This window comes from Mesorhizobium helmanticense, assembly GCF_003034915.1.
Taxonomy (GTDB): domain Bacteria; phylum Pseudomonadota; class Alphaproteobacteria; order Rhizobiales; family Rhizobiaceae; genus Mesorhizobium; species Mesorhizobium helmanticense.
The window spans coordinates 68,247-89,718 of record NZ_PZJX01000043.1 but is presented as its reverse complement, the minus strand read 5'-3'; the positions used below and the strand labels follow the sequence as shown (position 1 = coordinate 89,718).

The 21,472-nt window shown below is 63.9% G+C and carries 21 protein-coding genes; 12 read left to right on the top strand and 9 right to left on the bottom strand.

Going from position 1 to position 21,472, the window contains the following annotated elements; genetic code table 11:
- Positions 1-74: 74 nt before the first annotated feature.
- From C9427_RS23600 to C9427_RS23585, 4 genes are all read left to right on the top strand, one after another.
- The gene (locus tag C9427_RS23600; protein ID WP_107651489.1) at positions 75-938 is read left to right on the top strand and encodes an ABC transporter permease; all 864 of its coding nucleotides are present in this window, start codon (positions 75-77) and stop codon (positions 936-938) included.
- Positions 938-1,750 (top strand): ABC transporter permease, encoded by an 813-nt coding sequence (locus C9427_RS23595; RefSeq protein ID WP_107651488.1) that lies wholly within the window; start codon positions 938-940, stop codon positions 1,748-1,750. Before C9427_RS23600 ends, C9427_RS23595 begins: the two co-directional genes overlap by 1 nt.
- A gap of 10 nt (positions 1,751-1,760) precedes the next feature.
- Positions 1,761-2,522 carry an SDR family NAD(P)-dependent oxidoreductase gene (locus tag C9427_RS23590; RefSeq protein WP_107651487.1) on the top strand — a complete coding sequence of 254 codons (762 nt, stop codon included), beginning with the start codon at positions 1,761-1,763 and terminating at the stop codon, positions 2,520-2,522.
- A gap of 294 nt (positions 2,523-2,816) precedes the next feature.
- Positions 2,817-3,554 (top strand): hypothetical protein, encoded by a 738-nt coding sequence (locus tag C9427_RS23585; RefSeq protein ID WP_107651486.1) that lies wholly within the window; start codon positions 2,817-2,819, stop codon positions 3,552-3,554.
- Positions 3,555-3,633: 79 nt separating this feature from the next.
- Here C9427_RS23585 and C9427_RS23580 read toward each other — a convergent pair whose 3' ends face one another.
- The 8 genes from C9427_RS23580 to C9427_RS23540 all read right to left on the bottom strand — a co-directional run bounded on the left by C9427_RS23580 (position 3,634) and on the right by C9427_RS23540 (position 11,270).
- Complete coding sequence (locus tag C9427_RS23580; RefSeq protein WP_107651485.1) at positions 3,634-5,142, bottom strand: aldehyde dehydrogenase family protein; 1,509 nt, start codon at positions 5,140-5,142, stop codon at positions 3,634-3,636.
- Between the two features lie 20 nt (positions 5,143-5,162).
- Positions 5,163-5,507: a cupin domain-containing protein gene (locus tag C9427_RS23575; protein ID WP_107651484.1), complete on the bottom strand. Its 345-nt coding sequence runs from the start codon at positions 5,505-5,507 to the stop codon at positions 5,163-5,165.
- A 23-nt stretch (positions 5,508-5,530) separates the two neighbouring features.
- Entirely contained in the window at positions 5,531-5,881 is a 351-nt protein-coding gene (locus C9427_RS23570; RefSeq protein ID WP_107651483.1) for a cupin domain-containing protein, read from the bottom strand.
- Positions 5,882-6,113: 232 nt separating this feature from the next.
- A complete protein-coding gene (locus C9427_RS23560) occupies positions 6,114-7,388 on the bottom strand; it encodes a glycosyltransferase (protein ID WP_107651482.1) in 1,275 nt (424 codons plus the stop codon).
- Positions 7,389-7,400: 12 nt separating this feature from the next.
- Positions 7,401-8,474 carry an ABC transporter ATP-binding protein gene (locus tag C9427_RS23555; protein WP_107651481.1) on the bottom strand — a complete coding sequence of 358 codons (1,074 nt, stop codon included), beginning with the start codon at positions 8,472-8,474 and terminating at the stop codon, positions 7,401-7,403.
- Positions 8,471-9,265 (bottom strand): ABC transporter permease, encoded by a 795-nt coding sequence (locus C9427_RS23550; RefSeq protein ID WP_107651480.1) that lies wholly within the window; start codon positions 9,263-9,265, stop codon positions 8,471-8,473. Before C9427_RS23550 ends, C9427_RS23555 begins: the two co-directional genes overlap by 4 nt.
- Positions 9,258-10,100, bottom strand: a complete 843-nt coding sequence (locus C9427_RS23545) for an ABC transporter permease (protein WP_107651479.1) — start codon at positions 10,098-10,100, stop codon at positions 9,258-9,260. The genes C9427_RS23550 and C9427_RS23545 overlap by 8 nt, the downstream gene beginning before the upstream one ends.
- A gap of 105 nt (positions 10,101-10,205) precedes the next feature.
- Positions 10,206-11,270 (bottom strand): polyamine ABC transporter substrate-binding protein, encoded by a 1,065-nt coding sequence (locus C9427_RS23540; protein ID WP_107651478.1) that lies wholly within the window; start codon positions 11,268-11,270, stop codon positions 10,206-10,208.
- A 236-nt stretch (positions 11,271-11,506) separates the two neighbouring features.
- On the opposite strand from C9427_RS23540, the gene C9427_RS23535 reads away from it, so the two are divergent.
- The 4 genes from C9427_RS23535 to C9427_RS23520 are packed head-to-tail and all read left to right on the top strand — an operon-like array spanning position 11,507 to position 16,434.
- Entirely contained in the window at positions 11,507-12,445 is a 939-nt protein-coding gene (locus C9427_RS23535) for a GntR family transcriptional regulator (protein WP_107651477.1), read from the top strand.
- Positions 12,446-12,456: 11 nt separating this feature from the next.
- Positions 12,457-13,740 carry a glycosyltransferase gene (locus C9427_RS23530; protein WP_107651558.1) on the top strand — a complete coding sequence of 428 codons (1,284 nt, stop codon included), beginning with the start codon at positions 12,457-12,459 and terminating at the stop codon, positions 13,738-13,740.
- 4 nt (positions 13,741-13,744) lie between these two features.
- Positions 13,745-15,130: a glutamine synthetase family protein gene (locus tag C9427_RS23525; protein WP_107651476.1), complete on the top strand. Its 1,386-nt coding sequence runs from the start codon at positions 13,745-13,747 to the stop codon at positions 15,128-15,130.
- The gene (locus C9427_RS23520; protein ID WP_167434459.1) at positions 15,130-16,434 is read left to right on the top strand and encodes an NAD(P)/FAD-dependent oxidoreductase; all 1,305 of its coding nucleotides are present in this window, start codon (positions 15,130-15,132) and stop codon (positions 16,432-16,434) included. The genes C9427_RS23525 and C9427_RS23520 overlap by 1 nt, the downstream gene beginning before the upstream one ends.
- A 28-nt stretch (positions 16,435-16,462) precedes the next feature.
- On the opposite strand, the gene C9427_RS23515 is transcribed toward C9427_RS23520, so the two are convergent.
- Positions 16,463-17,233 carry an IclR family transcriptional regulator domain-containing protein gene (locus C9427_RS23515; protein WP_107651474.1) on the bottom strand — a complete coding sequence of 257 codons (771 nt, stop codon included), beginning with the start codon at positions 17,231-17,233 and terminating at the stop codon, positions 16,463-16,465.
- Between the two features lie 119 nt (positions 17,234-17,352).
- On the opposite strand from C9427_RS23515, the gene C9427_RS23510 reads away from it, so the two are divergent.
- The 4 genes from C9427_RS23510 (at position 17,353) to C9427_RS23495 (ending at position 21,397) form a co-directional block, all read left to right on the top strand.
- Positions 17,353-18,210 carry a CoA transferase subunit A gene (locus C9427_RS23510; protein ID WP_107651473.1) on the top strand — a complete coding sequence of 286 codons (858 nt, stop codon included), beginning with the start codon at positions 17,353-17,355 and terminating at the stop codon, positions 18,208-18,210.
- A complete protein-coding gene (locus C9427_RS23505) occupies positions 18,207-19,007 on the top strand; it encodes a CoA-transferase subunit beta (protein ID WP_107651472.1) in 801 nt (266 codons plus the stop codon). The genes C9427_RS23510 and C9427_RS23505 overlap by 4 nt, the downstream gene beginning before the upstream one ends.
- A complete protein-coding gene (gene pcaF, locus C9427_RS23500) occupies positions 19,008-20,213 on the top strand; it encodes a 3-oxoadipyl-CoA thiolase (protein WP_107651471.1) in 1,206 nt (401 codons plus the stop codon).
- A 179-nt stretch (positions 20,214-20,392) separates the two neighbouring features.
- A complete protein-coding gene (locus tag C9427_RS23495) occupies positions 20,393-21,397 on the top strand; it encodes a BMP family protein (RefSeq protein WP_425351675.1) in 1,005 nt (334 codons plus the stop codon).
- The last annotated feature ends 75 nt before the right edge of the window (positions 21,398-21,472 follow it).

Genomic DNA, 21,472 nt, shown 5'->3' with positions numbered 1-21,472 from the left:
CGGACAGGTTACGAACCGATCCAGACACCTCCGCCGGCGGGCCAATATCCGCCGGCGCCGAAACGGCTTTTTCAATGCGCGACAATTTCCTTCGCAAGAACCTCGTGACAGCGCTGCTGCTTGCGCCGGCGACCCTGTGGCTGGTGGTATTCCTGGTGCTGCCGTTCATCGCCATCGCCGTCTTCAGCGTTGGCGAGCGCGCGCCCGAAGGCGGCTATCAGGCCGCCTTCACCCTGGCGCAATATGCCAACCTGCCGGCGCGCGCGACCGCCTTCTGGAACACTATGGTGCTGGCGCCGGCCGGAGCGCTTGCCTGTCTGCTCGTCGCCTATCCTGTTGCCTATTATCTCGCCTTGCGCGCGCCGGAGCGGTGGCGGCTGATCCTGCTCGCGCTCGTCGTCATCCCGTTCTGGACCAGTCTGCTGATGCGCACCTATGCCTGGATGTATGTGCTCGGCGGACGCGGCATACCGGCGCTTCTGGCTTATGTCGGGATAGAGGATATCAGGCTGATCAACACGCCCGGCGCGGTGCTGCTCGGCATCGTCTATGGCTATCTGCCGCTGATGATCCTGCCGATCTATGTCAGCCTCGAGCGGCTCGACCGCCGGCTGCTGGAAGCCTCCGCCGATCTCGGCGCGACACCCGTCTCGACCTTCCTCGGCGTGACGCTGCGGCTGTCGCTGCCCGGCGTGATGACCGGTTTTTCGCTGGTGATGATCCTGCTGCTCGGCGAATACCTGATCCCGACGCTGCTCGGCGGCGGCAAGGTGTTCTTTATCGGCAACGCGTTGGTCGATCTGTTCCTGCAGTCGCGCAACTGGCCGTTCGGATCAGCCATCGCCATCACGCTGGTTCTGGTCTCGGTGGTGGTGCTGATCGCCGCCAACCGCATCTCGACCCGGCTCTCGGGCGCTCGCCGGGTGGATCTGATGTAATGCGCGCCTTCGTCTTTGCGGTTTTCGCCTTCCTCTACCTGCCGATCGCGCTGGTCGTGCTGTTCTCGTTCAACGCCGGCCATCATGCCAGCGAGTTCACCGGCTTCTCGGTGCAATGGTACGGCAAGGCATTGTCGAACCCATTCCTGGTCGAGGCGTTGAAGAACAGCCTGTTCATCGCCACCACCAGCGCCTTGCTCGCGGCACTCTGCGGCACGGCGGCGGCGCTTGGCTTGCAGCGCGTCGGCGCGCGGACCCGGGCTGTCTTCGACGCGCTGCTCGGTGCGGCTATCGTCGTTCCGGGCGTCGTCATCGGCATCTCCACGCTCGTGGCACTCGTCCAGCTGTTCGGGGTCGTCAATCCGTTCCTCGCCTCGCTGTGGCCAAACGATCAGCCGCCACGCCTGGCGCTCGGCTATGGCTCGATCATCGCAGCGCACGGCCTGTTTTCGATGGCGCTGGTGGCGATGATCGTCGGCACGCGTCTGGGCAGCCTCGACCGCAATCTGGTCGAAGCGTCGAGCGATCTCTACGCCACCCCGCTGACGACATTCCGCTCGATCGTACTGCCGCAGATCATGCCGGCGGTGATCGCTGGCTTCCTGCTCGCCTTCACCTTTTCCTTCGACGATTTCATCGTCGCCTTCTTCGTAGCGGGTGCGCAGACGACATTGCCGATCTATGTCTTCGCCTCGATCCGGCGCGGGGTGACCCCGGAAATCAACGCCATCGCGACGATCGTGCTTGTCGCCTCGGTTCTGCTTGTGGTGCTTGCCCAATGGCAATTGCGCCAACGAAAACCATCGCGCTGAGAGACGGATCATGATTCTGAAAGATCGCATCGCCGTGGTGACAGGCGCAGGGTCCGGCATCGGCCGCGCCGGCGCCATGATCATGGCCCGGGAAGGGGCGGTGGTGGTGATCGCTGACAGGGACAAGGTAGCCGGCGAAGCAACAGCCTGCGACATCCACGCTGTCGGTGGTCGCGCCGAAGCGGTCACGACCGATGTCGGCGATGACGCGGCGGTCGAGCAGCTCATTGTCGGAACGCTGGACAAGCACGGTCGGATCGACATCCTGCACAACCATGCCGGCATCCAGGTCGGCGGTACGCTGACCGAGGTCGGCACCGACGGCATGGACGCCTCCTGGCGGATCAATGTGCGAGCACAGTTCCTCGGGGCAAGAACCGTCATGCCGTCGATGGTCGCACAGGGCGGCGGCGTCATTCTGAACACGGCTTCGAATTCCGGCGTGTTCTACGACCGCGAGATGATTGCCTATGCGACGTCGAAGCATGCCGTGGTGGCGATGACCAGGCAGATGTCGCTCGACTATGCCCAGCACAATGTCCGCGTCAACGCGCTCTGCCCGGGCTGGGTCGACACGCCGTTCAATGGGCCGTTCATCGCCCAGATGGGGGGGCGCGACGCAATCGAAAATTATGTCCGCACCAAGATTCCGATGGGGCGCTGGGCCAGTGCAGAAGAAATCGCCGAAGCGATCCTGTTCCTTGTCTCCGACCGTTCATCCTTCATGACCGGTCAGGCGCTGGTGATCGACGGCGGCGAAAGCATCGCTTGAGGCCTGTGCTTTTCGTCATCGACTTCTCTTATTTCAACGCCTTTCCAGCACAACCTCAACCCGTGCTATGGCCGACCGTAGGACTATGGTCTGGCGGACATAGGACTTCAGTGCCACGGCGGTTTAAGGGCGTCGATTTGTGTTTGATATCAAATGGTTATGGTGCCACCTGGTTGCAAGGCCGCGTATTGGGCCCGCATTTGTCTAAAGTTCGCTCTATACAATTAGCGATTTCTCATACGATGGTTCCCTAGCGGTTGTGGCGAAGGGTGGCGATTCCCCGAGGAGGTTACCATGACAAATCGAAAAACGCTGTTCGCGGGGCTTGCCGCATTGGCGCTTCTGGCGTCTCCCGCGCTCGCCGGTGCCGGCGGGCACGGTGGTGGCGGCGGGCACGGCGGCGGCCATGCCGGCGGCAGCAGTGGCGGCAGCGGCCATGGCCATGGCAAGAGCGGCGCTTCGCACGGCAAGTCGTCGGCCCGGGGGCAGGCAGCCAAGGCGAAAACCACGGTCGATGCGACCACGCAGGTCTCGTCCGTGCAGAAGGAGAAGAACATCCACGCCAAACTCGGCCGGCTGAACTCGCTGCAGCGCAACATCAATGCCTATATGAACTCGAAGAGCAAGAAGTTCGCTGCCATTCAGGCTTTCGTGATGCAATCCGCGAAAGCCAAGGTCGCCCAGGCCGCGGCTGACACGGCCCAGGCTCAGCTCGATGCGCTGAATTCGCAGTTGAGCGCGCTGACGTCGCTGACGCCCGATCAGATTGCCGCCATGTCGCCCGAAGACCAGGCGGCCCTGCCTGGGAAGATATCGGCTCTGCAGGCCGAGGTCACTGCCCAGGAGGCAGCAGTCACCGCCGCCAATGACGCGGCGGAGGCGGTATCCGCCGGCACCGATGATGCATCGCTCGACGCGGCGCTGACGGACATGGCAAACAAACCCGTCGACGCCGAGGTCACGGCCTGGGCCCAGGGCGTCCTTGCCGACAAGATCGACCAGACAGCCGCCGCGATGCAACCGACGCCGTAGCGAATCGCCGCCGAAACGGCAGTAGCCAGTCAAGGAAGATGCCGCCGGGTTTCTCCCGGCGGAATTGCTGTTTTACACCTCACACATGCTTGCGACCGCCGGCCTCGCGGAACCAGCTGTCGGGATAGGGATACCACCAGCCCTGGATCTCGGGCTTATGGTCGATGATCACCATCTTGGAGCGGCGGAAGGTGTCGAGCCCCTGGCGGCCGAGTTCGCGGCCGAGGCCCGAGGCCTTCCAGCCGCCGAAGGGCAGGGCGTCATTGTCGATCAGCGGGTTGTTGACCCAGACCATGCCGGCCTCGAGCCGTTCGGCTGCCTCATGCGCCTCGGCAAGATCGGTGGTGAACACCGAGGCGCCGAGTCCGAACGGGCTGTCATTGGCGAGCCTGATCGCCTCGTCGAAATCTTTCACCCGGCAGATGGCGGCGACCGGCCCGAAACATTCCTCTCGCACGATCGCCATGTCGGGCGTGATGCCGGTCAGGATCGTCGGCTCGTAGAACCAGCCGGTGTTGTGGGCTGGGGGAATGCGTCCGCCGGTGACCGCCTTGGCGCCATGGGAGATCGCATCGTCGACCAGCCGCATGACCTTGGCCCGCGCCGCCTCGCTGACCAGCGGCCCAATCTCGCTCTTGTCCAAGCCGTTGCCGATGCGCAGCGCGCGCGTCTTTTCGGCGAACAGCTCGACGAAGCGATCGTGCACGGCGTCGACGACAAAGAAGCGTTCGGCCGAGGTGCAGACCTGGCCGGTGAGGTGGAAAGCGGCGGTGACGGAGCCGGCTGCCGCCACCTCGAGCGGCGCGTGTTCGCTGATGATCAGCGGATCGCTGCCGCCGGCCTCGATGACGCAAGGCTTCATGCGTTCGGCGCAAGCAACCGCGACGGCCTTGCCGGCGGCGACCGAGCCAGTGAAGGCGACCGCATGGGTGCGCTCCGAAGCGATCAGCGCCTGAGCGGTGGCAGCGCCGCCGGGCAGGCAGGAGATCAGGCCCTCCGGCAGCGAGCGGAACACCTTGATATAGTCGAGCGTCGACAGCGTCGTCGCCTCGGCCGGCTTGATGACGCAGGCATTGCCGGCGGCAAGCGAGGCGGCGACCGTCCAGCACATCAGCAGGATCGGGAAGTTGTAGGGCATGATGTGCACCGACGTGCCATAGGGCTCGTAGCGTGCATATTGGAACGAACCGGCCTGCGTCGTGCCCGCGACCTTGCCGGCCTCGTCGCGCGCCATCTCGGCATAGTAGCGGAAGATCGGTGCGCAATTGGCGATCTCGCCGATCGCTTCCGGATAGGGCTTGCCCATCTCGCGCACCATCAGCTCGGCGCAGCGGGTGAAGTCGGCGGCCTCGATGGCGTTGGCAACGGCGTGCAGATGTTTGGCGCGGCTCTTGGCGTCGAGTTTTTTCCAGGCGACTTGCGCCTTGGTCGCCGCTGTGAGCGCGGTGTCGATCTCGCCGTCGCTGGCGGCGCCAATTTCGCCCACGGTCTCCAGCGTCGCCGGGTCGATCACCGGTTTTGCCGTGCCGGTCATCGGCCGATAATCCGGATTGACGAAGAAAGCCGGCCGGTCAGCGGAGAAATCCATGGTCGTCCTTTCAGGCCCGCTCAGCGGATCATGTAGACTTTCTTGATCGTCTCATGGACGGTGCAGACGCCTTTCCAGTCCTGCGGGAAGAACGCCGCCGTGTCGGGCTCGATCTCGATCACCTCGCCGGATTCATGCACATAGGTGCAGCGGCCCTCGAGGAAGTGGCAGAACTCGTCACGGGTGACATGGCAGTGCCATTTGCCCGGGGTGCAGACCCACAGTCCGCATTCGGAGCGGCCTTCCGGCCCTTTGTGCAGCAGTCTGCCCGAGGTGCGGGATTCGCCCTCGATCATGGTCGGGATGACGCCCCAGTCGACCAGGTCGGTGATGGCCAGCGGGGATTGCATGATTGGCGTGGTCATTTCAGGAACTCCGGTGGCCGGCTTCAAGCCAGCATGTAGATGTTGCGGATGGTGTCGTGCACGGTGCATTCCCCGGTCCAACCGGCCGGGAACATGACCACCGTGGCGGCGGCGACTTCCAGCACCTCGCCGTCATCCGATCTGTAGGTGGCGCGGCCGGCGACGAAGTGACACAGTTCGTCGCGCGGAATGGCCAGCCGCCAGCGGCCGGGTGTGCAGACCCAGATGCCGGATTCCGGCTGGTTATTCGGTCCCTTGTGCACCAGCCTGCCGGTGGAATGCGAAGCGCCTTCGAGTGCGTCGGGCTGGGCGCCCCAGTCGACGAGATCGGTGCGGGTCGAGGCCTGGTGGAGGTGCGGGGCGGAGGAGGTCATGCGGGGACTCCGCCATGCTTGGCCCTGTTAGACCTCCGCTCTACGGCGCCCCCCTCTGTCCTGCCGGACATCTCCCCCTCAAGGGGGGAGATTGGCAGCTTCGGGTACCACGCCCTTTCAGCAGCCGGGGAGATTGGCGAAAGCCGAGGGGGCATCCAATCTCCCCCCTTGAGGGGGAGATGGCCGGCAGGCCAGAGGGGGGTGCCTTGGCTCGGCATGTCAACCATCGCACTCACAGCAGCTTCTCCAGCAAACCCGCCGCCTTCTCCGGGCCGTTCTGGGATTGCATCTGCGCCGAGGTCTTCGCCAGCTTGGCCTTCATCGCCGGGTCGGTCAGGCAGGCTTCGATCCTGGCGACCAGCTCGGCGTCGCTCCAGTCGTAGCGCGGCATGCCGAAGCCGTGGCCGGTTTCCTCGACCCTTGTGGCGTTGTCGTGGCCGTCCCAGACATACGGCATGATAATGGCCGGCTTGCCGAAATAGAGGCATTCGGTGAAGGAGTTGTTGCCGCCATGGTGGATCACCGCATCGACCTGCGGAATGACCGAGGGTTGCGGGAACCAGCTCTCGACGATGACGTTGCCTGGCACGTCAGTATACTGGTCCTTGTAGCCGCCGACATTGACCAGCGCCCGGTAGCGCGTCTTGCCCAGCGTCGCGATGATGCGCTTCAACAAATCGACATCGCCGGCCCCGAGGCTGCCGAAGGACACGTAGAGCAGCGGCCCGTCATTGTTCTTCGCGAAGGTCGGCACGGCGTAGGGTTTCTCCTGCCGCACGCAGCCTTCGAGATACTGGAACTTCGCCGGGTCGAGCGGATGGCGACGCTTGAACTTCGCCGCCTCGGGGTAGAGCAGCAAATTGAGATAGGGCGAAGCCTCGAAGAACTGGCCGATCGGATAGGGGGCTTCGTTGTTGGCGGTCAGGAACGCGTTGAAGTCGTCATGGATCGGCTTGATCACCGCGTTGAAATGGTCGCGGTAGCGCTGGTGCTCGGCATGGTCGTCCTCGCCGCAGCCGGAGAGATGCGGCGGGATGTCCTCGTCCTCGATCTCGTTTTCGGAGCAGGAAATGACGCGCACCCATGGCTTGCCATACTGCTTGATCGCCGGAAACAGGATGACGTTGTCGACGCAGATGACATCGGGCTTGATGGCATCGAGAACGCGCGGCAGATCCTTCTGTGCCCACTTCGCGCTGTCGACGATCGCCGTCCAGCAATCCTTCACATAGTTGTCGACCTGGTCGTAGGGCGATTTGCGGAAGTTGGGGATGTGGCCGTTGATGAAGTCCTCCCAGAACTTGGCCATCTGTTCCGGCGGCATCGGCTCGGAGAGGTTCACCGGATGCGCTTCGAAACCATAGCCCTTGTAGACGTCGACGAAGCCGGGATCCGACAGGAACACCGTCTTGTGGCCACGCGCCTCGACCGCCTGGGCGATGCCGACGGAATTGAGCGCCGGGCCAAAGGCGGCTTCCGGGAAAAACGCGATCGTCTTCTGCGCCATCAGGCTTCTCCATCAATCCTTGAAAATTCTGACATCGGCGGCGTCCCAGCCGAGTTCGATCGTATCGCCCGCCGACACCGGCCGGCGGTCGGCGGCATCGGCGGTAACGCGCACCAGGAACGGTTTTGGCGACAAGGGCGTGCGGACATGCAGCTGCAGGTCGAGGCCCTGATAGGCGAGCGCTTCGACGGTGCCGGAAATGCGGTTGGCGGTCTGAGCCTTGGGGAATAGCCGGATGCGCTCAGGCCGCACTGAAGCGACGGCTGTCGCACCGGGCGAGAGCGTTGCAGGAAGCTTGCCCGCAATCCGCGCGCCATTGGCCGCCAGCACGCCGTCGGCCGTGGCCTTGCCCGGCACGAAATTCATGACGCCGATGAAGTCGGCGACGAAGCGGTCGGCTGGATACTCGTATACCGCGTGCGGCGTGTCGCATTGCAGCAGCTTGCCGTCCTTCAGCACCGCCATGCGGTCGGCCATGACCAGCGATTCCTCCTGGTCGTGGGTGACGATGACGAAAGTGATGCCGACTTCATGCTGCAGGCGCTTCAGTTCAAGCTGCATGGCGCCGCGCAGTTTCTTGTCGAGCGCGCCAAGCGGCTCGTCGAGCAGCAGCAGCCGGGGCCGCTTGACCAGTGCCCGGGCAAGCGCAACGCGCTGCTTCTGGCCGCCCGACAATTGCTCCGGCTTGCGGTCGGCGAAAGGCACCAACTCGGTTGTCGCAAGGATAGCATCGACGCGCTCGCGGATTTCAGCAGCCGGCAAACGTTCCATTTCCAGGCCGTAGGACACATTGGCCCTGACGCTCATATGCGGGAACAATGCGTAGGACTGGAACATCAGGTTGACCGGCCGCTTGTTGGGCGGGGTTCGGGCGATGTCGCGGCCGTCAAGCAGGATGCGACCGTCATTTGGCGTCTCGAAGCCCGCCAGCATGCGCAGCAGCGTGGTCTTGCCGCAGCCCGAAGGTCCGAGCAGAGCAAAGAACTCGTTCTCGCGGATGTCGAGCGAGATGCCGTCGACCGCCGTTACCCGGCCGAAATTCTTCGAAACATGATCGATTTGAAGCAGCGTGCGGGGCTCACTCATTGGCCGATGATCCCGCGATTGAACCGTTGCGACAGGGTCAGCGCGGTGATCGAGACCGCCATGACTATGGTCGCCAGGGCGTTGATCTCCGGCGTGATGCCGAAGCGGATCATCGCATAGATCTGCATCGGCAAAGTGGTCGAGGCGCGCCCGGCGCCGGCGGTGAAGAAGGCGATGATGAACTCGTCGACCGACAGCGTGAAGGCGAGCAGCGCGCCGGCGATCACCGCCGGCAGGATCACTGGCAGCGTCACCCGCCGGAAGGTGGTGAGTGCCGAAGCGCCAAGGTCGGCGGAAGCTTCGACGATCGACCAGTCGAAACTCTTCAGCCGCGCGCGCACCACGGAGCAGACGAAAGCGAGGTTGAAGACGACATGGGCGAGGATGATGGTGTGCAGGCCCATGGTGAGGTTGAGCATGGAGAAGAACGAGAGCAGCGCGATGGCCAGCACGATGTCGGGAATGATCATCGGCGCGAAGATCAGCGCTTCCAACCCCTTGCCGTACTGGCGGCGCATCTCGATGCCGATCGCCAGCAGGGTGCCGAGAAGCGTGGCGATCGCGGTCGAGATCAGCGCCACGATCAGCGTGTTGAGCGCGGCCGAAAGGATCTCGGAATTGCCGGTGAGCGAGACGTACCATTTCAGCGAAAAACCGGACCATGCTGTCGGCAGCCCGCCTTCGTTGAAGGACAAAGCCACCAGCACCGCAATCGGGATGTAGAGGAAGGCGAAGACCAGCGAAAGCACGAGCCAGAGCGCGCGTCGCGTGGCGGGGGAGCGCTCAGCCATCGACGTTGCTTCTCGCTTCGGCAGCATGGCCCGACGCTCGATCGGTGGCGATAGCCTGCGCCATCAATACCAGCAGCATGATGGCGATCAGCGCCATGGCGAGCGCTGCTCCGAACGGCCAGTCATTGGCGGTCAGGAACTGGTCGTAGACGAGATTGCCGATCATCTGGAAGCGGCCGCCGCCAAGCAGCGCCGGCGTGACGAAATTGCCGATCGACAGCACGAAGACGAAGACGGCCCCGGCGGCGATGCCGGGCACGGTCAAGGGCAGGATGACCCGTCGAAACGTGGTCACGACCGAGGCGCCGAGGTCGCGCGAGGCTTCGGCGAGTTCCGGGTTGAGGCGCGACAGCGGTGCGTAGCAGGCAAGGATGACGAAGGGCAGATAGTTGTAGACCAGGCCGGCGATAACGGCGCCTTCGGTGTAGAGCATCGATGGCGGCTCGCCGGTGTAGCCGAACCAGCGCAGCAGCTGGGTGACGAGACCTTCGCGGTTGAGCAGCACGATCCAGGCATAGGTGCGGATCAGATAGTTGGACCAGAAGGGCAGCACGGCAAAGAACAGCAACACCGGCTGCAGCCGGCGTGGTGCGGCCGCGATGGCATAGGCGGCGGCGTAGCCGATGATGACGGCGATCAGGGTCGCGGTGCCGGCGATGCGCGCTGAATTGAGGAAGATGCCGGCATAGAGCGGGTCGAAGACCAGCCCGAAATTTTCCAGCGTGAATGTGTATTCGATGCCGCCATAGGTGCCGCGCCGGAAGAAGGCGAGCGCCAGCACCAGCGCACATGGCACCACCATCAGGGCGGTCAGCCAGGCCAGCGCCGGCGCCATCAGCAGGGAGGAGCGAAGTCTGATTTGGGACACGATTGCGGTACCGCATTCAACGATCGACGGCGGAAGCCCGCCGTCGATCGTGATCTCTGACTTTGAGGCCGCCTATTGCGCGGCCTTGATCTCGCTGACGATCTTGGAATAGTCGCGCTGGGCGTCGCCGACATCGCGCAACTGCTCGAACTTGACGAGGTCGGCCACCGGCATCGCCATGTTGGGGAATTTGGCCAGGAAGTCGGCCGGCAGGCTCTCCATCGCCGGCTTGTTCGGCACCTTGTAGTCGATGTTCTGCGCCGCCCAGGCGTGGTTCTTGGCGTCGAGCATGAAGTTGATGAACTGGAAGGCGGCGTCCTTGTTGGCCGAGGCCTTCATCACCACCATCGTATCGACCCACAGGTCCGAGCCTTCCTTGGGGATGACATATTTGATCTCGGGCTTTTCGGCGATGCCGTAATTGCACCAGCCGTCCCAGGCCTGCACCAGCAGCGCCTCGCCGGAGACCAGCTTCGAATAGAAGGTGGTGTCGTCATAGGCGAGCAAGGTCTTCTTGGCCGAGATCAGCAGGTCCTTGACCTCGGCCATCTTGGCCGGATCGGTCTCGTTGACCGAATAGCCCTTGTCGAGCTGTCCGGCGGCCAGCAGCCAGCGGTCAGTCGCCAGCATGGTGGTCTTCCCCTTGAGATCGTCGGACGGGGCAAGCAGATCGCTCCAGCTGGTCGGCGCCACCTTCACCAGATCCGAGCGGTAGCAGAGGCCTGTCGTGCCCCAGGTGTAGGGTACGGAAAAGGCGTTGCCGACATCGTGCGGCAGCTTGGTCGCCTCGGGATAGAGGTTGGCGAGATTGGCGACCTTGGCGTGGTCGATCGGCTCGGTCAGGCCGAGCTTGTTCAGCACCTCGGCGAAAGGCGAGGAAACGAAAACGACGTCATAGCCCTTGCCGCCGGAGGCGACGAGCTTGCCCATGATCTCCTCGTTGGTGGCGTGGACCACGACCTCGCCGGAAACGCCGGTCGCGGTCTTGAAGGCGGCCATGGCATCGGGCGCCATATAGCCGTCCCAGTTGGAAATAACGAGGTCGGCGGCAGAAGCCGGCGCCGACAGCGCCAGGGCAAAGCCAAGCGCGATCGAGGACATTTTCAGCGAACGGTGCCGCGGTGTGGTGGCTGTCATGACAGACTCCCATTCTGGTGGATCGTCGAATTTCATTCGTCGGACCAGCGCTTGCGACCGTGCCGCCGCTTCGATCCTGTTCCCCGGTCTTTTTATTGCCGATTGATCTGACAGTACTATTGCAGAAAAAAGTACGTCAATCCATAATTTGTCGGACGCTGAAGGAATCTGGCCGATTGCCTTCGCAGGGATGATCGGCCAAACCGTACCGGAGACGTCCGTTCACGGGAATTGCCATGCAAGCCGCCGCCAGACGACCGCGCACCAACCATCTCGATCTCGCGCAGCGCATCCTCGATGTCGCCCGGCAGCGCGGCTTCGAAGCCGGCGCTCATCTGCCGGAACAGCAGATCGCGTCGCTTTGCAATGTATCGCGGACCCCGGTGCGGGCCGCGCTGCGCCTGCTTACCGAAAAAGGCGTGGTGCGCTGGGAAGCCGCCTCGGGCTATCGCCTGGCCATCGACCTGGCGGCGCAGGCGACCATGACCGCCGACCTGCCTGTTACCGAGGAGGACGAACTCGCCGAAAAGATCCTGCGCGACCGGTCGGCGCGCCGGCTGGATCAGACGGTCACCGTCGGAGCGCTGATGCGGCGGTACGACGCCGAGCGCAAGACGGTACTAAAATCCTTAAAGAAACTGACCGAGGAAAATCTGCTGGACCGCGCGCCGGGACAGTCCTGGCTTTTCCGGCGAACACCGGACGATCCGGAGGCACAAGGCGAAAGCTACGAGTTCCGCCTGATGCTGGAACCCGCCGCCATTCTGACACCGGGCTTCCGGCTCGACGGGACACGGGCCGCGGCCTTGCGCCAGGGCATGGAAGCGTTGCTGGCGCTACCCGATGCGGCCTTCGATAGCAGGGAGTTCCAGCGGCTGGACATCGAGTTCCACTCGATGATCGCCGACGGTTGCGCCAACCGCTTCGTCACCGATGCGCTGTCCGATCACCTCAGGCTGCGCCGGCTGCCGGGCGTTTATGCCGGTGTCAACGTCTTCCGGCTGAAGCAATCGCTGCGCGAGCATCTCACCATACTCGACCATCTGGAGGGCCGGCAGTTCGAGGTTGCGGCCGACCTGCTTCGCGTGCATCTGCGCCTGTCGCGCAACCAGCGGCCGCAGGCGGCCAGTCGCGGGGCGCCTGCATTGTTCGGCATGATCAGCCGGCCGGATTGAAGAGGCCCATTTTGACGCGCAAAGCCAGCCCGACCATCGCGCTGTTTCCGGAAGCGAGCTTCGGCGCGGCGCTCAATTGCGTCGGCATCGCGCAGGCGCTCCGCGCTCGCGGCGCCCGGCCGGTGTTCATCTGCCATGCCGGATTTTCCGGTGTCTTTGCCGACTACGGTTTTCAGGAATACCAGCTGCCGACCGACGATCCGCTGAGCGACAGCGAACGCCAGAGCTACTGGCAGGCTTTCGTGCGCCGCCATCTGCCGCATTTCAAGCTGAGCCCGGTCGACCAGCTCGAAACCTATGTCGCTCCGACCTGGCAGGCGATCGTCGACACCGCGGCCAATGCCGAGGCGCCGCTGCGTCAATTGCTGGCGAGGCTGAAGCCCGACGCGGTGGTACTCGACAATGTCATCATGTTTCCAGCACTGGCTGCCGCCGGCTGCCCATGGGTGCGCGTTGTCTCCTGCGCCGAGACCGAGCTTCCCGATCCTGAGGTGCCGCCCTATTTGTCCGGCCTTGCCGCCGACGATCCGTGCCGCGCGAGTTTCGAGGCGCGCTACCTCGCGGCGGTTGCGCCGGCGCACGACCGGTTCAACCGGCTTCGTACCGAGGCCGGCCTCGCTCCGCTGCCCAAGGGGCTATTCCTGGAGGCCTCGCCCGACCTCAACCTGCTTTTGACCCCGTCGATCGTGCGCCGGGAACGCGCCGAGCCGCTCGACCCCTCGCGCTTTGCCTATCTCGAAGGCTGCGTGCGCTCGGAAGGGCCATTCGAGGTGCCGGTCTTTCCGCGCAATGGCGGGCCGCTGGTCTATGTCAGCTTCGGCAGCCTTGGCGCCATGGACGTCGGGCTGATCGAGCGCATGCTGGCTGTGTTCGACAGGTTGCCGGCGCGCTTCATCGTCAATGTCGGCGGCTTGCGTGACAGCTACCGGGCAGTGCCGGACAATGTCTATCTCGATGCCTGGTTTCCGCAGCCTTCGGTGGTGGCGAAGTCGGACCTGTTCATCCATCATGGCGGCAACAACAGCTTTTGCGAGGCGCTGCGTTTCGGGGTGCCGTCGCTGATCATGCCCTATTGCTGGGACGGGCACGACAATGCGCAACGCGCCGAGGAAACCGGCGTCGGCAATCATATCGGCCGTGACGGCTGGACCGAAGGAGTATTGGAGAAAGCCATTCTCGGCCTGCTGGCCGATAATGAAATGCGCGCCCGCCTCAGGGAAAATGCAGCTGATATGGCGCTGAAACCCGGAACGGATGTGGCCGCCGAAGCGATACTCTCCCTGATACGGACATGAATCAATGCCTGACAATCACACAACCACTGCGTCGTCTCTAAGCGGCACCAACGATCCAAAAAGCTGGCTGGCCGCGCATGCGATCAGCGAAGTCGAGTGCCTGGTGCCCGACTTGAACGGCGTGCTGCGCGGCAAGGCCTTGCCGATGGCGAAATTCCTCAAGGCGCTGGAGGACCGCGCGCTCTATCTGCCGAGCAGCGCCTTCTTGGTCAGCATCGACGGCCGCTATTCCGGCTCGATCGACGAGGGTTTTGCTTATTCGGACCCCGACATGCGCATGGTGCCGGATGTTTCAACGCTCTGCCTGGCGCCCGGTGCCGGTGCGGGGAAAGCCTATGTGTTCGCCGATGCGTTCCACATGGACGACCGCCCGTGGATGGCCTCGCCGCGTCATGTCTTGAGGGCCGTGCTCGATCTCTACCGCCAGCGCGGCTGGCGTGCGGTGGTGGCGCCGGAGCTCGAGTTCTATCTGACCGCGCCCAATCCCGATCCCGACCGTCCGTTGACCGCGCCGGTCGGCGGCAATGGCCGCGCCGAGACCGTGCAGCATCCCTACGACATGGCGGCACTGGAGGAGTTCGAACCGGTGATCCGGCGCATCTATGATTACGCGGCCGCCGCCGGCCTGCCGCTCGACACACTGATCCATGAATCAGGGCCGGGCCAACTGGAGATCAATTTCCTGCATGGCGACCCGCTGGCGCTGGCCGACAAGGTGCTGCTGTTCAAGCGGCTGACCAGGCAGGCGGCACAGGCGAGCGGTATGCACGCCACCTTCATGGCCAAGCCAATCGCGGCGCAGGCCGGCAGTTCGATGCACCTGCACATGTCCGTGGTCGACGAGGCCGGCAATACACTGTTTGCCGGCTCGGATGATGCCGACACACCAATGTTCGGGCATTTCATCGGCGGCTTGCAAAAATACGTCCCCGAGATCATGCCGCTGTTTGCGCCGAACGTGAATTCGTTCCGCCGCATCCGGCCGAACCACAGTGCGCCGGCCAATATCGAGTGGTCGCATGACAACCGCTCCTGCGGCCTGCGCGTGCCTGCCGGCGGGCGGGCGGCGCGGCGGGTGGAGAACCGGCTGCCCGGCGCCGATGCCAATCCCTACCTGGCGATGGCAGGCTCGCTTATCGCAGGTTATCTCGGCGTCGAGGAGAAGATCGCCCGTTCGGCCGAGGCGTCGGGCAATGCCTACAAGATCAAGAGCACGCTGCCGAAAACCATGGAGGAAGCGCTCGACCGGTTCACCGCTTGCGGTCCGGTGCGGGCGCTGCTCGGCGAGGATTTCTTCCAGTCCTATCTGCGCGTCAAGAGCGTCGAGCTCGACCTGTTCCAGAGCGTGGTGACGTCCTGGGAACGCGATCATCTGCTGCTCAAGGTGTAATGATGGGGTTCAATTCCGAGGGTTTCAATTCCGGTTTGGATATCGGCAAATCCTATTATGTCGCCACCGTTAATCCGTCCCCCAGCTATCCCGCCCTGCAAGGCGAGGTCGACGCCGACCTGGTGGTCGTCGGTGGCGGCTGCACCGGGCTTTCCGCAGCGCTTCATGCCGCTGAACGTGGGCTGAAAGTGGTGCTGCTCGAAGGCGGCAAGATCGGCTGGGGCGCGTCGGGGCGTAATGGCGGCCAGATGATCCCCGGCCTGCGCAAGGGCGCCAAGGGGCTGGTCAAGGCCTTTGGCTCGGAGCGGGCGAAGGCGCTGTTCGATCTCGCCTTCGAGGCGCGTGGGCTGGTGCTGGATATCATCGAGCGCCATGCCATCGACTGCGACCTCAGGCTGACCGGCCATCTGGTCGGCGCGGTCAATGGCTCCGACCTGCGTGATCTCGAAGAAGAGGCCGAGTGCCTGGCCACGGTGATGAAGTTCCCGCATGCCGAAATCCTGTCAGCGGCGGAAGCGCGCGCCAAGGTGGACACGCCCTATCACGGCGCGATGTACGAGGCGCTTGGCGGCCACATGCATCCGCTGAACTACACGTTGGGTCTTGCCCGCGCGGCTGTCGCGGCAGGTGTCGTCATCCATGAGAATTCGGTGGCCGTGCGTCTGGAGCGCGAGCCGTCCATCCGGGTCTCGACGGCCAAGGGCTCAGTCCGGGCAAAACATGTCGTGCTGGCCGGCGATGCGCTGCTTCACGGGCTGGAGCTGCGCGTCAACAGCCGCATCATGCCGGTCGGCAATTACATCGTCGCCACCGAACCGCTGGAGGGCAAACGCAATGTCATCCCGGCCAATGTCGCGGTGTCCGACACGCGCTTCGTCGTCAATTACTACCGCATGTCGGCGGACGGCCGGCTGCTGTTTGGCGGCGGCGAGCGCTACACGCCGGCGCCGCCGGCCGACATTGCCGGCTTCGTGCGGCCGCATATGGAAAAGACCTTTCCACAACTGAGCGGCTGCCGCATCGATCATGCCTGGGGCGGACTGGTCTCGGTGACGACATCGCGGCTGCCGCATGTCGGACACTATGGCGAGGTCTATTTCGCGCATGGCTATTCCGGCAAGGGCGTGATCCTGTCGACGCTGTCGGGCAAGCTGCTGGCCGAGGCGATCACCGGCGACGCCTCGCGGCTCGACCTGTTTTCGACGCTCTCGCCCATGCCGTTCCCTGGCGGCACGGCGCTACGCGGGCCGCTCTATGTGCTCGGCATGCTGTGGTATGCGATGCGCGACCGTATCAAGCATTGAGTGCAGGCGGGCGTAGCGACGAAACCTGTTAGACGACGAAGAAATCCTCGATGCGCTGCTTGGCCGCGAGCAGCGCCGGGAGGATCTCCCGTTCCATCTCGGCGACGGAAAAACGGGCCGACTGGGTCGAGACATTGATCGCCGCCACGGTCCGTCCGGTGCGGTCGTTGATCGGCACGGCGATGGAGCGCAGGCCGAGTTCAAGCTCCTCGTCGATGATGGCAAAGCCGGTCGCCTTCGCCTTGCCGATGGCCTCTGTAAGCGCTGTTCTCGCAGTGATCGTCTTTGGCGTGCGTCTCTCGATGGTCACCTGACCGAGGAAGGTCTCCAGTTCACCGGGCGCGAGGCCGGAGAGCAGGACCCGTCCCATCGAGGTGCAATAGGCGGGCAGCCTGGTGCCGACATCGAGCGAGACGCTGAGGATGCGCCGGCCGGGAACACGGGCGACATAAACGATGTCCTCACCCGACAGGATGGCGGCCGAACAGGATTCGTTCAACTGCGCCGCGATCTCGCGCATGATTGGGGCGGCATAAGTCCACAGCGAGGCGCCGCCGAGCCAGGTGCGGGCGACAGTCAGCAGGCGCGGCGACAGCGAAAACTGCCGGCCGGCCTGCGTCGCGTAACCGGCGGCGGCCAGCGTCAGCAAAAAGCGGCGCGCGCCGGCGCGGGTCAGTCCCGCTTCCTCCGCCATCTCGGTCAGCGTCATGCCGGCGGGGTGCCGGGCCAGTATCTCCATGACCGCAAGCCCGCGTTCGAGCGAGCCGATATGGTCGCGGGAAGCGGCCTCGTCGTTCATGTGGCCTCCTGAAAATGGCGGCGCTGCCAGATTGACTTTACGCCAAAACTCGACGTAAAAGTATCCCATATAAAACATAAGTTCGCAATACGAACTTTTCGAGCTTTGGAGCGTGGACGATGGTCAAATTCCTGCCGCTAAGCGAGGCCGTGGCGGGGAATCTGAACGATGGCGACACGGTCGCCTTCGAGGGCTTCACCCATCTGATCCCGACGGCGGCGGCGCATGAAGCAATCCGCCAGGGGTTTGAAGAGCTGACGCTGATCCGCATGACACCGGACCTCGTCTACGACCAGATGATCGGCATGGGCATGGCGAGGAAGATCGTCTTCTCCTATCTCGGCAATCCCGGTGTCGGTCTGTTGCGGCGCGCCCGCGACGCCATCGAGAACGGCTTTCCCCGGCCGATCGAGGTCGAGGAACACAGCCATGCCGGCATGGCCAATGCCTATGAAGCGGGCGCGGCCGGTCTGCCTTGCGCCGTGTTCCGTGGCTACCGCGGCGCCGGCCTGGCTGCGGTCAATCCGAACATCAAAACGGTCACTTGCCCGTTCACCGGCGAGGTGCTTGCCGCGGTTCCCGCCATCCGCCCCGATGTCACCTTCATCCATGCGCAGAAGGCAGACCGGAAGGGCAATGTGCTGGTCGAGGGCATCATCGGCATCCAGAAGGAAGCGGTTCTGGCGGCAAAGCGCGCCGTGGTGACGGTCGAGGAAGTGGTCGACAGTTTCGACGAATTGCATCCCAATCTGACCGTGCTGCCGAGCTGGACGATTTCGGCCATTTCAGTCGTGCCGGGTGGGTCGCACCCGTCCTATACGCATGGCTACTATATCAGGGACAATGCCGCCTATCTCGAATGGGACGAGATCGCGGCGGACCGTGAGAAATTCCAGGGGTGGATGCAGGCGAACGTCATCGAAAGGACCGCCGCCGATTTCGCTGGCCGCGTCGAGCATCTGAGGATTGCGGCATGAGCGACAGCGAGTCGGGTTTCACGCCCAATGAAATGATGACGATCGCCGCCAGCCGGGCGCTGAAGAACGACGATGTCTGTTTCGTCGGCATCGGCGCGCCGTCGGCCGCCTGCAATGTCGCGCGGCTGACGCATGCGCCCGACATCACGCTGATCTATGAGAGCGGCACCATCGGCACCGCACCGCAAGTCTTGCCGCTGTCGATCGGGGACGGCGAATTGTGCGACACCGCCGTCACCACCGTTTCGGTGCCGGAGATGTTCCGCTACTGGCTGCAGGGCGGCCGCATCTCGATCGGCTTCCTCGGTGCTGCCCAGCTCGACAAATTCGGCAACATCAACACCACGGTCATCGGCGGCTATCCTCACCCGAAGACCCGGCTCCCCGGCGGCGGCGGTGCGCCGGAGATCGCCACCTCGTCGAAGGAGATCTACATCACCATGGCGCAGTCGAAGCGCGGCATGGTCGAGACCATCGATTTCTTCACCTCCTTCGGCCATGGCGAGGGCGGCGATCACCGAAAGCGGCTCGGCATCGAGACAGCAGGGCCGACGCTGCTGATCACCGATCTCGCCATCTGGAAGCCTGACCCGGTAACCAAGGAATTCACGGTAGTGTCGCTGCATCCCGGTGTCTCGCGCGCCGAGGTGCAGGCGACCTGCGGCTGGACGGTGAAATTCACCGATGCGCTCGAAGAGACGCCAGCGCCGACCGCGCTCGAACTGAAGACGTTGCGCGACCTGCAGGCCCGCACCAAGGCGGCGCATGCGGGGACTGGAAAAGGGAAGGCTGCATAGATGGCCGAGGCCTATATTTGCGATTACATCCGCACGCCGATAGGGCGCTTCGGCGGGGCGTTGGCTTTAGTCCGCGCGGACGATCTCGGCGCCGTGCCGCTGAAGGCATTGGTCGAGCGCAATCCAGGCATCGACTGGCAGGCGGTCGACGATGTCGTCTATGGCTGCGCCAACCAGGCAGGGGAGGACAATCGCAATGTGGCGCGGATGTCCCTGCTGCTCGCCGGCCTGCCCAGGGAGATTTCCGGCTCGACCGTCAACCGGCTGTGCGGTTCGGGCATGGATGCCGTCACCATCGCCGCGCGCGCCATCAAGGCTGGCGAGGCGGATCTCGTGATTGCCGGTGGCGTCGAGTCGATGTCGCGTGCGCCGTTCGTCATGCCCAAGGCCGAGACCGCCTTTTCGCGCAATGCCGAGATCCACGACACCACCATCGGCTGGCGCTTCGTCAATCCGCTGATGAAGCAGCAGTATGGTGTCGATTCGATGCCGGAGACCGGCGAGAACGTGGCGGAAGAGTTTGCCGTCTCCCGCGCCGACCAGGATGCGTTTGCGGTGCGCAGCCAGGACAAGGCGGTCGCAGCACAAGCCAGTGGCCGGCTGGCGAAAGAGATCACAGCGGTGACCATCCCGCAGCGCAAGGGCGACCCGGTTATCGTCTCGAAGGATGAACATCCGCGCGCGGGCACGACGATCGAGGCGCTGGCGAAATTGCCGACGCCGTTCCGGCAAGGCGGCACGGTCACCGCCGGCAACGCGTCGGGCGTCAATGATGGCGCGGCGGCGCTCATCGTCGCCTCGGAAGCGGCCGTGAAGAAATATCGCCTGACACCGATCGCCCGCATCCTCGGCGGTGCGACCGCTGGCGTTGCGCCGCGCATCATGGGCATCGGCCCGGCGCCGGCCACGCAGAAGCTTTGCGCGCGGCTCGGCCTGACGCCGCAGCAGTTCGACGTGGTTGAACTCAACGAAGCCTTTGCCTCGCAAGGCATTGCCGTATTGCGCCAACTCGGCATTGCCGAGGACGCCGGGCACGTCAACCCGAATGGCGGCGCCATCGCGCTCGGTCATCCGCTCGGCATGTCGGGTGCGCGGATAGCGGGCACGGCAGCGCTGGAACTGCGCGAACGTGGCGGCGCCTATGCGCTTGCCACCATGTGCATCGGTGTTGGCCAGGGTATTGCGATCGTGCTCGAACGGGTTTGATCCCTGGTCTTTCGGCCGCGGTGGCGGCTGAATCCTGGCGCCTTCAAATTTGACCATGTGGACAAAAGTCCGACGCCGTTCCATAGTTCCCCGTCTTCGAAAATCTACCGAACAGCCGGCTCGACATGGCTGTCGAACAGAGGGGTATGAGAATGGAAAACGGGAAGAGCAGATTCCAATTGAAACGCGAAGGGTTCTCGCGCCGCAATGTGCTGGAGCTGGGCGCACTCGGCCTGGCGGCGGCCATGCTGCCGGGCAAGGCCTGGTCGCAGGACAAGAAGCTGAAGGTGGCGGCGATCTTCGCCACGCCGATCGAGGAGCCGTGGGACAATCAGATCCATGTCGCCCTGCAGAGGGCCGAGAAGGAACTCGGTATCGAATACAAATGGTCGGAAAAGGTGCAGACGGCGGATTTCAGCCGCGTCATGCGTGAATATGCGCAAGGCGGCTATGAGCTGGTGCTGGGCGACGCCTTCGCGGCCGAGCGCGAATCGCGCAGGACCGCCAAGCAGTTCCCGAAGGTCGCGTGGCTGTTCGGCTCCGGCGCCGGACCGGCGGAGCCGAATTTCGGCGTCTTCGACAACTGGATCCACGAACCGGCCTATCTCTCCGGGCTGATCGCCGGCAAGATGTCGAAGAGCGGTACGGTCGGCGCGGTGGCGGCGATGGGCATTCCCGAGGTCAACCGGCTGGTCAACGCCTTCTTTGCCGGCGCCAAGGAGGTCAATCCCAACATCAAGAAGAAGGTCGCCTTCATCGGCTCCTTCTTCGACCCGCCAAAGGCCAAGGAAGCCGCGATCGCGCAGATCGATGCCGGCGTCGACGTGATCTATGCCGAGCGCTTCGGCGTCATCGAGGCGGCGGTGGAGAAGAAGATCCTCGCCATCTCCAACATGTCCGACCAGTCGAGTCTCGGCCCAGACACGGTGATAACCGGGCCGGTCTGGAACATGTATCCGACCGTCGAACAGGCGATCAAGCTGGTCAAGGCCGGCGTGTTCACGGCGCAGGATTACGGCGATTTCTCGCGCATGGCCAAGGGTGGTTCCTCTCTGGCGCCCTACCACAAATTCGACAAGACGCTGCCGGCGGACGTCAAGGAGCTGGTCGAGAAGAAGAAGGCCGAAATCCTCGACGGCAATTTCCGTGTCGACGTGGATGAGAATACGCCGGTCTCGGATTGAGTTCTGGTCTTTAGGGGTCGGTGCTAGGCGCCCCCCTCTGTCCTGCCGGACATCTCCCCCTCAAGGGGGGAGATT

What these genes read in the sequence shown, in the direction of transcription:
- C9427_RS23540 (WP_107651478.1), bottom strand. Translation starts at nt 11,270, where the DNA reads ATGACAGCCACCACACCGCGGCACCGTTCGCTGAAAATGTCCTCGATC.
- C9427_RS23555 (WP_107651481.1), bottom strand. Translation starts at nt 8,474, where the DNA reads ATGAGTGAGCCCCGCACGCTGCTTCAAATCGATCATGTTTCGAAGAAT.
- C9427_RS23535 (WP_107651477.1), top strand. Translation starts at nt 11,507, where the DNA reads ATGCAAGCCGCCGCCAGACGACCGCGCACCAACCATCTCGATCTCGCG.
- C9427_RS23560 (WP_107651482.1), bottom strand. Translation starts at nt 7,388, where the DNA reads ATGGCGCAGAAGACGATCGCGTTTTTCCCGGAAGCCGCCTTTGGCCCG.
- C9427_RS23600 (WP_107651489.1), top strand. Translation starts at nt 75, where the DNA reads ATGCGCGACAATTTCCTTCGCAAGAACCTCGTGACAGCGCTGCTGCTT.
- C9427_RS23585 (WP_107651486.1), top strand. Translation starts at nt 2,817, where the DNA reads ATGACAAATCGAAAAACGCTGTTCGCGGGGCTTGCCGCATTGGCGCTT.
- C9427_RS23550 (WP_107651480.1), bottom strand. Translation starts at nt 9,265, where the DNA reads ATGGCTGAGCGCTCCCCCGCCACGCGACGCGCGCTCTGGCTCGTGCTT.
- C9427_RS23595 (WP_107651488.1), top strand. Translation starts at nt 938, where the DNA reads ATGCGCGCCTTCGTCTTTGCGGTTTTCGCCTTCCTCTACCTGCCGATC.
- C9427_RS23590 (WP_107651487.1), top strand. Translation starts at nt 1,761, where the DNA reads ATGATTCTGAAAGATCGCATCGCCGTGGTGACAGGCGCAGGGTCCGGC.
- C9427_RS23580 (WP_107651485.1), bottom strand. Translation starts at nt 5,142, where the DNA reads ATGGATTTCTCCGCTGACCGGCCGGCTTTCTTCGTCAATCCGGATTAT.
- C9427_RS23515 (WP_107651474.1), bottom strand. Translation starts at nt 17,233, where the DNA reads ATGAACGACGAGGCCGCTTCCCGCGACCATATCGGCTCGCTCGAACGC.
- C9427_RS23525 (WP_107651476.1), top strand. Translation starts at nt 13,745, where the DNA reads ATGCCTGACAATCACACAACCACTGCGTCGTCTCTAAGCGGCACCAAC.
- C9427_RS23505 (WP_107651472.1), top strand. Translation starts at nt 18,207, where the DNA reads ATGAGCGACAGCGAGTCGGGTTTCACGCCCAATGAAATGATGACGATC.
- C9427_RS23545 (WP_107651479.1), bottom strand. Translation starts at nt 10,100, where the DNA reads ATGGCGCCGGCGCTGGCCTGGCTGACCGCCCTGATGGTGGTGCCATGT.
- C9427_RS23520 (WP_167434459.1), top strand. Translation starts at nt 15,130, where the DNA reads ATGATGGGGTTCAATTCCGAGGGTTTCAATTCCGGTTTGGATATCGGC.
- C9427_RS23575 (WP_107651484.1), bottom strand. Translation starts at nt 5,507, where the DNA reads ATGACCACGCCAATCATGCAATCCCCGCTGGCCATCACCGACCTGGTC.
- C9427_RS23570 (WP_107651483.1), bottom strand. Translation starts at nt 5,881, where the DNA reads ATGACCTCCTCCGCCCCGCACCTCCACCAGGCCTCGACCCGCACCGAT.
- pcaF (WP_107651471.1), top strand. Translation starts at nt 19,008, where the DNA reads ATGGCCGAGGCCTATATTTGCGATTACATCCGCACGCCGATAGGGCGC.
- C9427_RS23510 (WP_107651473.1), top strand. Translation starts at nt 17,353, where the DNA reads ATGGTCAAATTCCTGCCGCTAAGCGAGGCCGTGGCGGGGAATCTGAAC.